The 7355-nt window shown below is 51.5% G+C and carries 4 protein-coding genes; all 4 read right to left on the bottom strand.

Annotation, left to right across the window (positions count from 1 at the left end):
* Nucleotides 1-2720, bottom strand: a 2720-nt coding sequence (locus IBX50_RS15280; protein ID WP_292257158.1) for a DEAD/DEAH box helicase family protein, incomplete at its 3' end; no start/stop codon positions are given.
* A gap of 27 nt (nucleotides 2721-2747) precedes the next feature.
* Complete coding sequence (gene glmS, locus IBX50_RS15275) at nucleotides 2748-4592, bottom strand: glutamine--fructose-6-phosphate transaminase (isomerizing) (RefSeq protein WP_292257157.1); 1845 nt, start codon at nucleotides 4590-4592, stop codon at nucleotides 2748-2750.
* Between the two features lie 3 nt (nucleotides 4593-4595).
* A complete protein-coding gene (glmU, locus tag IBX50_RS15270) occupies nucleotides 4596-5966 on the bottom strand; it encodes a bifunctional UDP-N-acetylglucosamine diphosphorylase/glucosamine-1-phosphate N-acetyltransferase GlmU (protein WP_292257156.1) in 1371 nt (456 codons plus the stop codon).
* A 69-nt stretch (nucleotides 5967-6035) separates the two neighbouring features.
* Nucleotides 6036-7238 (bottom strand): ATP-binding protein, encoded by a 1203-nt coding sequence (locus IBX50_RS15265; protein WP_292257155.1) that lies wholly within the window; start codon nucleotides 7236-7238, stop codon nucleotides 6036-6038.
* Nucleotides 7239-7355: the final 117 nt, after the last annotated feature.

Below are 7355 nucleotides of genomic sequence, written 5' to 3'. Positions count from 1 at the left end.
GCATCAAAGGGAGTCATATCCAAATCATCGCGCTCAAAGTGAAAGGAGCTGGCAATGTGGTCACGAATGGCTTGCAGCCACTGCATTTGCTGTTCATTGAATTTTTCTGAACCACCGGCGTGATACTTCATGATCCAATCCTGAAAGTTCTTTCTGACGGTGCTGCGAAAGGGTGTAAGGGTGCTATCCAGTCCGCAGACACGGCGCATCAGTGCCACCAGGGCGGTGAGTTCACTTAAGGGGTTTTCGCCCGTGTAGTTGTCGAGGTGAGCGTAAGCCTGCCAGATGCGCAACGGTGCAAGCTTCGGTCTATCCTGCTTGAGCTTTTCCAGCAGGGCTTTAATTTGTGGATAGGTGACTTCGCTGCGGCGTGCAGGTGTACGGAAGTAGATGGCTAGTGCATCAATTTTATCCGCCTGCTCTTGCAGATAATCGGCAAACTCCTGGGTAAGCACCTTGGCGTTTTCGGTGGTTTCACCATCCCACTCGGCTTTGAGAAGGGTGTCCAGGTCATCGTGAACGATGGTTTGTTCTTTATCACGGCGGATGGAGTCGATCAGCTCAATCAACTCACCGTTAAATACATTAGCCACCTGGCTAACCAACTGATGCTGCGCTTTATTGCGTGCGTCTTCGCCGGGATCGGTGCCGACGGGCTGGCCAACAATTTCCAGCGCTTTTTGTTCTACCCGGTCGCCGTCAATGGCACTGAAGAGCTCTCCAACAATCATCAAGAGTGGTGTACCACCGGCCTTTTCAGCAATGCGGGCGCGTTCTTTGTCATCGAGCTGTTTATCCAGTCGCGCCAGTCGGCCTGCCAAAGAAGATACGGTATCACTGTCACTTGCTCCCATCATCACGCCCATAGCAAGGTCTTTCAGCGCCACACTGGGTTTGGTGATCAAGGGTTGGCTGGCGGTTTTAACTGATTTAGTCACACCAATCGCGTCAACAATGACATAGTGAGTTTTGGCGCTTTGTGCAGAGGGCGTGACCTTTTGCAGGCTGTCTTTATCCAGTGTACGAGTGCCGCGTCCTTTCATTTGCTCAAAGTAGTTTTTGCTTTTGACATCGCGCATGAACAGCAGGCATTCCAGTGCCTTGACATCGGTGCCGGTGGCAATCATATCGACGGTAACGGCAATGCGCGGGTAGTAATCATTGCGGAACTGAGCAAGCACGGACTTCGGATCTTCGCCTTTTTCGATGACTTTGCCATCAGCATCGGTTTTGTCGTTAGCAACGCGGTAGGTGACTTTTTTGCAAAACTGGTTACTTTCGCCAAACTCTTCACGCACGGTTTGAATGATGTCATCGGCGTGACTGTCGGTTTTGGCAAAGATCAGGGTTTTAGGCACTTCTTTACGACCGGGGAAGATGGTCGGCAGTGCATCCCTGAGGGTGCGAATGACGGTGCGAATCTGGTCGGGATTAACAATATTGCGATCCAGCTGTTTGGCGGTGTAGGCTTCTTCCTGATCCTGTTCTTCCCAGCGTTTTTTTCGTGTTGTGCGCTCGCGTCGTTCAACCTGCTGTTTAGCTTCGATCTTGCCGCCTTGCTTGGTTTTTTCCGTTTCGATAACAAAGATTTCATTACCGACATTCACACCATCGGCCACGGCTTTTTCATGATCATATTCACTGACCACGTTTTTGCGAAAGAAGCCGTAGGTTCGATTATCTGGCGTGGCGGTCAGGCCGACCAGATAGGCATCAAAATATTCCAGCACCTGCCGCCACAGGTTGTAAATGGAGCGGTGGCATTCATCAATGATGATTACATCAAAAAACTCAGGCGGGATTTTTTCGTTATACACCACCGGCAACGGTTCTTTCGGTCTGGTGATTTGCTCAGCCGGGTTTTGCTCTTCGAGTGATTCGTCCAGCGGCTCATCTTTAAGAATGGAATACATGCGCTGGATGGTGCTGATGCAAACCTGGGCATCCTTGGCGATGTATTGGTTCTTCAGCCGCTGCACCGCGTAAAGCTCGGTGAATTTGCGATTGTCATCGTTTGGCACGAAGGTCATGAACTCTTGTTCGGCCTGTTCACCCAGGTTTTTAGTATCCACCAGAAACAGAATGCGCCTGGCACTCACTGGCTCGCGTAACAGGCGATAACTGGCAGTGATTGCGGTAAAGGTTTTACCAGAGCCAGTAGCCATTTGTACCAGAGCGCGGGGTTTGTTTTGTTTAAAGGATTCTTCAAGGTTGGTGATGGCGGTAATCTGGCAATCACGCAAGCCTTCGTTAATCAGGGGTGGGAAATCCTGCAACCGACCCCGCAGACTTTTGGGTTCCTGGAGCCACTTGGCGAGGGTTTCCGGGCGATGAAAGTTAAAGACTTCACGAGACCTAGGATTTGGATCTGATCCATCAGTAAAACGAGAGATAACCCCAGTGCTTTCGTAAACAAAACGCAGAGGTTGGTTGTTGTTAACCCACTTCAATTTTGCTTTGGCATAACCACCCGATTGCTCTTCAACTGTGGTGATTCTTTCTCCCCAGTGCTCCGGTTTGGCTTCAATCACCCCAACTGCTTGCTTATCAACAAACAGTACATAATCAGCAGGGCCAACGTCGGTCTGATACTCCCGAACGGCAACACCATCAGCGGCAGAAAAATCAATTTTCTTCTTGTCCTGAATCACCCAGCCAGCTTTTTTCAGCTGGGTGTCGATAATATCGCGTGCTTGCTGTTCGGGGTTCTGGTTTACCATCAGCCGCTCTTCCTTGTTGTTATGCTCTTATTCAACCGTTACTGATTTTGCCAGGTTGCGAGGTTGATCCACATCGGTGCCTTTTAACACCGCCACATGGTAGGACAACAACTGCAAGGGCAGGGTGTAAAGGATGGGTGCCAGGATTTCGTGGACTTCCGGCAGGTGCAGTACTTTCATACCTTCACCCGGTTCCAGAAAACTCTGTGGATCGGCAAACACATACAACTCACCACCACGGGCGCGAACTTCCTGCAGGTTGGACTTTAACTTATCCACAAGGTCATCTTTTGGAGCCACGGCAATCACTGGCATATCCTTGTCGACCAGTGCCAGCGGACCGTGTTTCAACTCTCCGGCCGGATAAGCTTCAGCATGGATGTAGGAGATTTCTTTCAGCTTCAGCGCACCTTCCATGGCAATTGGGTACTGACTGCCCCGACCTAAAAACAGCGCATGGTGTTTTTCAGCAAAGTCTTCTGCCAGCTGTTCGATATCTTTATCCAGCTTCAGGGTTTCTTCACACAGACGCGGTAATTCTCGCAATGCTTGTACCAGGCTACTTTCAACCTCATCTTCGGCCTCCGGGCTGGGTAGGTGTGCACGGCGCAGTGCCAAGGTTAATAACAGCAGCGCGGTCAACTGGGTGGTAAAAGCCTTGGTGGAAGCCACACCAATTTCCGGGCCGGCGCGGGTCATCAGGCTAAGATCCGATTCACGCACCAGCGAAGAGCCAGGTACGTTACACACGGTCATCGAGGCCAGGTAACCCGCTTGCTTGGCAAAACGTAAAGCGGCCAGGGTATCGGCTGTTTCACCGGACTGGGAAATAGTCACAAACAGGCAATGATCAGCTACCACCACCTCGCGGTAACGGTACTCACTGGCGACTTCCACCTGACAAGGCAAACCCGCCAGCCGCTCAATCCAGTAACGCGCCACCATCCCAGCATGGTAACTGGTGCCACAGGCAATGATTTGCACCTGCCGCACCTGAGGCAACAGCTCCATAGCCGCCACACCCAGAGCCTGGGGCAAAACACGCCGTTCAGACAAACGTCCTTCCAATGTTGATGCCAGAGCCTGCGGCTGCTCATGAATCTCTTTCAGCATGAAGTGTTTGTACTCACCCTTCTCTGCCGCCTGGTTACCATGCTCCCACTGGGTCACTGCGCGTTCAGCCGCCTTACCCTGCGCATCAATAATGTGATGTTCATTCAGGGTCAGGGTTGCCAGATCACCTTCTTCCAGATAGATAAAACGATCGGTGACTTGTAACAAGGCCAGCGGATCAGAAGCACAGAAGTATTCACCAATACCCACACCAATCACCAGTGGGCTGCCCTTGCGGGCACAAACCAGTTGATTCGGCTGCTGCTGATGAATCACCGCCAGAGCATAAGCACCTTCCAGTTGTTTAAGTGCCTGTTGTACCGCCTTGGCAAGATCTGACGTCTGTTGATACAACTGATGTACCAGATGGGCAATTACCTCAGTATCCGTATCAGAAGTGAAAACATAACCCGCTTTGACCAGCTGCTGCTTCAGGGACTCATGATTTTCAATGATGCCATTGTGTACCAGCCCCAGCTCTTCACTGGAAAAATGCGGGTGGGCGTTAGCTTCGCTGGGTTTGCCGTGGGTTGCCCAGCGGGTGTGTGCAACACCCAGATGCCCACGCAGTGGGTCTGTCTCCAGCTTGCGCTCAACCTCGGCCACCTTACCCTGCGCACGGCGACGCTCCAGCTGTTGTTGTTCGTTAATCACCGCCAGACCGGCAGAATCATAACCTCGGTATTCAAGACGCTTTAAACCTTCCAGAAGAATGGCAGTGACATTACGCTCCGCAACCGCACCTACAATTCCACACATTATTCAGTCTTCCTGTTTTTTAGCCGGACGCGGCCAGTTAGCTTTCTGTAATTGTTTGGCACGGGTGACTGCCAGCGCCCGATCATCCACATCACGTGTGATGGTGGAGCCCGCACCAATTGTAGCACCGGCACCCACGCTGACTGGCGCCACCAGGCTGGTGTTGGAGCCAATAAAAGCACCTGCACCGATCAGGGTTTGATGTTTATTCACACCGTCGTAGTTACAAGTGATGGTTCCTGCACCAATGTTGGCATAAGCACCCACTTCTGCATCACCGATATAACTCAGGTGGTTAACCTTGGCACCCTGATGAATCATGGCTTTTTTGGTTTCCACAAAATTACCAATTCGGGCACCCACCTCCAGATGAGTACCGGGCCGCAGGCGAGCAAAAGGGCCAACCTGATTGTCACCCACCAGTACTGCATCCTCGATGACCGAGTGGGACGCCAGTTTAACACCCGGCCCCAGCCGGGCATTTTTCAACACACAATAAGGGCCGATCTCAACCCCTTCCGCCAACTCAACCAAACCTTCAAATACACAACCCACATCAATAAAAACATCACGGGCAGTGGATAAATGACCCCGTACATCAATCCGGGCTGGATCAGCCAGGGTCACACCCGCTTCCATCAGCAAATCCGCCTGTTCACGCTGATACACTCGCTCCAGCGCAGCCAGTTGCAGGCGGTTATTCACACCTTCCACTTCTGCGGTGGTTTTGGGTTGTACGCTACGAATTTCCGTGCCTTCTTTATAAGCCATACCAATAATATCGGTCAGGTAATACTCGCCCTGCACATTGGCATTGGACAGCCGCGGCAACCAGCGCTGCAGCTGTGTCGTGGTAACAGCCAGAATGCCGGTATTCACTTCTTTGATTTGCAGTTGTTCGGTGCTGGCATCCTTTTGTTCAATAATCGCAGCCACCTTCTGATCGGCATCACGAATAATCCGCCCATAACCCGAAGGATCATCCAACTGTACGGTTAACAACCCCATACTGGTTTCACTGACTTGTTCCAGCAGTTGCTGCAGGGTTTCAGCACGAATCAAAGGCACATCACCATACAGAATGAGTACCCGAGCATCCGTTTCAAGGCCAGGCAGGGCCTGAGTTACCGCATGGCCTGTACCCAGCTGCTGCAACTGCTCAACAAAATTGACATCCGCTGCCGCCAGCTGCTCTCTGACACGCTCAGCTCCATGTCCAACCACCAGATGTATGAGACTGGCATTGAGGCGTCGTGCTGTATCCACCACATGACCAACCATGGGTTTACCAGCCAAGGAGTGTAATACTTTGGGGAGCGACGAACGCATTCGGGTACCCTGACCCGCTGCAAGGATCACAACATTCAGTGACATGAAAACTCCAGATAGGATCAGCTGCAATGTAAAACGAACATTCTACTGCCCCAGGGGAGGACTAGCCAGTCAGGCTTCCCTGCTATCGGCAAATGGCAGCACAAAACAGAAACTGCATCCCTTGCCTTCACCTTCTGATTCCACCCAGATACGGCCACCATGACGTTCAACAATCTTGCGACAAACGGCAAGGCCAATCCCTGTACCTTCATATTCACTGCGGGTATGCAGACGCTGGAACACCCGGAACAAGCGATCAAACTGCTCAGGGGCAATACCGATACCCTGATCTCTGATACAAAAGCGCCAATGCCCCTTGGTGCGCTCAACATCCAGACTAACCTGAGGTGCCTGTCCCGGTTGATGGTACTTCAAGGCATTACCTATCAGATTCTGAAAGAGTCGGGTTAACTCATCCGGGCTGGCGTGAAGCATCGGCCAACTTTTTGTCAGCAACTGCACCCGCGCCTGTTTTTCATCTATTAATGGCTGCAGAAACTGCAAGGCCTCTTGGATCGCCGTCTCTGCAGGGGTGTCCGTCATGGGTAAGCCTTTGCGTCCTACCCTGGAGTACTCCAGCAAGGAGACCAGCATTTGATCCAGACGACTGGCACCATCCACCGCAAAATGCATCATTTCCCGAGTCTCATCGGTCAGTGTTGTTTCTAACCGGCGCTCCAGCAGCTGCAAATAACTGCCAATCATCCGCAATGGCTGACGCAAATCATGGCTGACAACATAAGCAAACTGCTCCAGCTCAGCATTGGATTTCTGTAAGGACTCGGTTTTTTGCTGCACCGCCAACTCTGACCGCTGGCGCTCTGTCAGATCGTACCAAACCCCAAGAATCAGAGATCGCCCACGAATCTCGACAGGGATCAAAGTGACTTGCAATAACAGCTCAAACCCATCACTGGCCAGATGTATCCATTCAAACGAAAGACTCTCAGTTTCTTTTAGCGCCTCAAAATGGGTTTTCCGAGCCTTGGAGCTAACCGAGCCATCTGGTTGATACTCCGGGGAGATGTCTTCTGGCTTGCGGCCAATAATCTGTGTTGTGTTATTCAGCTTTAACAGCTTCAAGCCAGCAGCATTACAATCCACAAATTGGCCTGTTGCAGGATCCAGCAGGATCACCGGTAAAGGTAGATGCTGATATAACTGGGTAAAATGATCACTAGCCAGTCGCAGGCGTCGATTAAACAGCATTAATGCCAGCAAAAATCCCAGTGTAAATATCAACAGACTGCCGACTACAAAGATCAAATTCATATCAACCAATTTCCCTGCGGCTACAGGCGCGGTGCAATCTGTTCACTCCACTCAGTGGGATGCCAGAATCGTCGCAAAGCTACCTGGTTATTTTGAGTGACTGCTCCCCGCCCTAAG

The organism is Marinospirillum sp. (assembly GCF_014859565.1).
Note: the sequence above shows the minus strand (reverse complement) of the source record. Positions and strands in the feature narration are given on the sequence as shown.

What these genes read in the sequence shown, in the direction of transcription:
- glmU (WP_292257156.1), bottom strand. Translation starts at nt 5,966, where the DNA reads ATGTCACTGAATGTTGTGATCCTTGCAGCGGGTCAGGGTACCCGAATG.
- glmS (WP_292257157.1), bottom strand. Translation starts at nt 4,592, where the DNA reads ATGTGTGGAATTGTAGGTGCGGTTGCGGAGCGTAATGTCACTGCCATT.
- IBX50_RS15265 (WP_292257155.1), bottom strand. Translation starts at nt 7,238, where the DNA reads ATGAATTTGATCTTTGTAGTCGGCAGTCTGTTGATATTTACACTGGGA.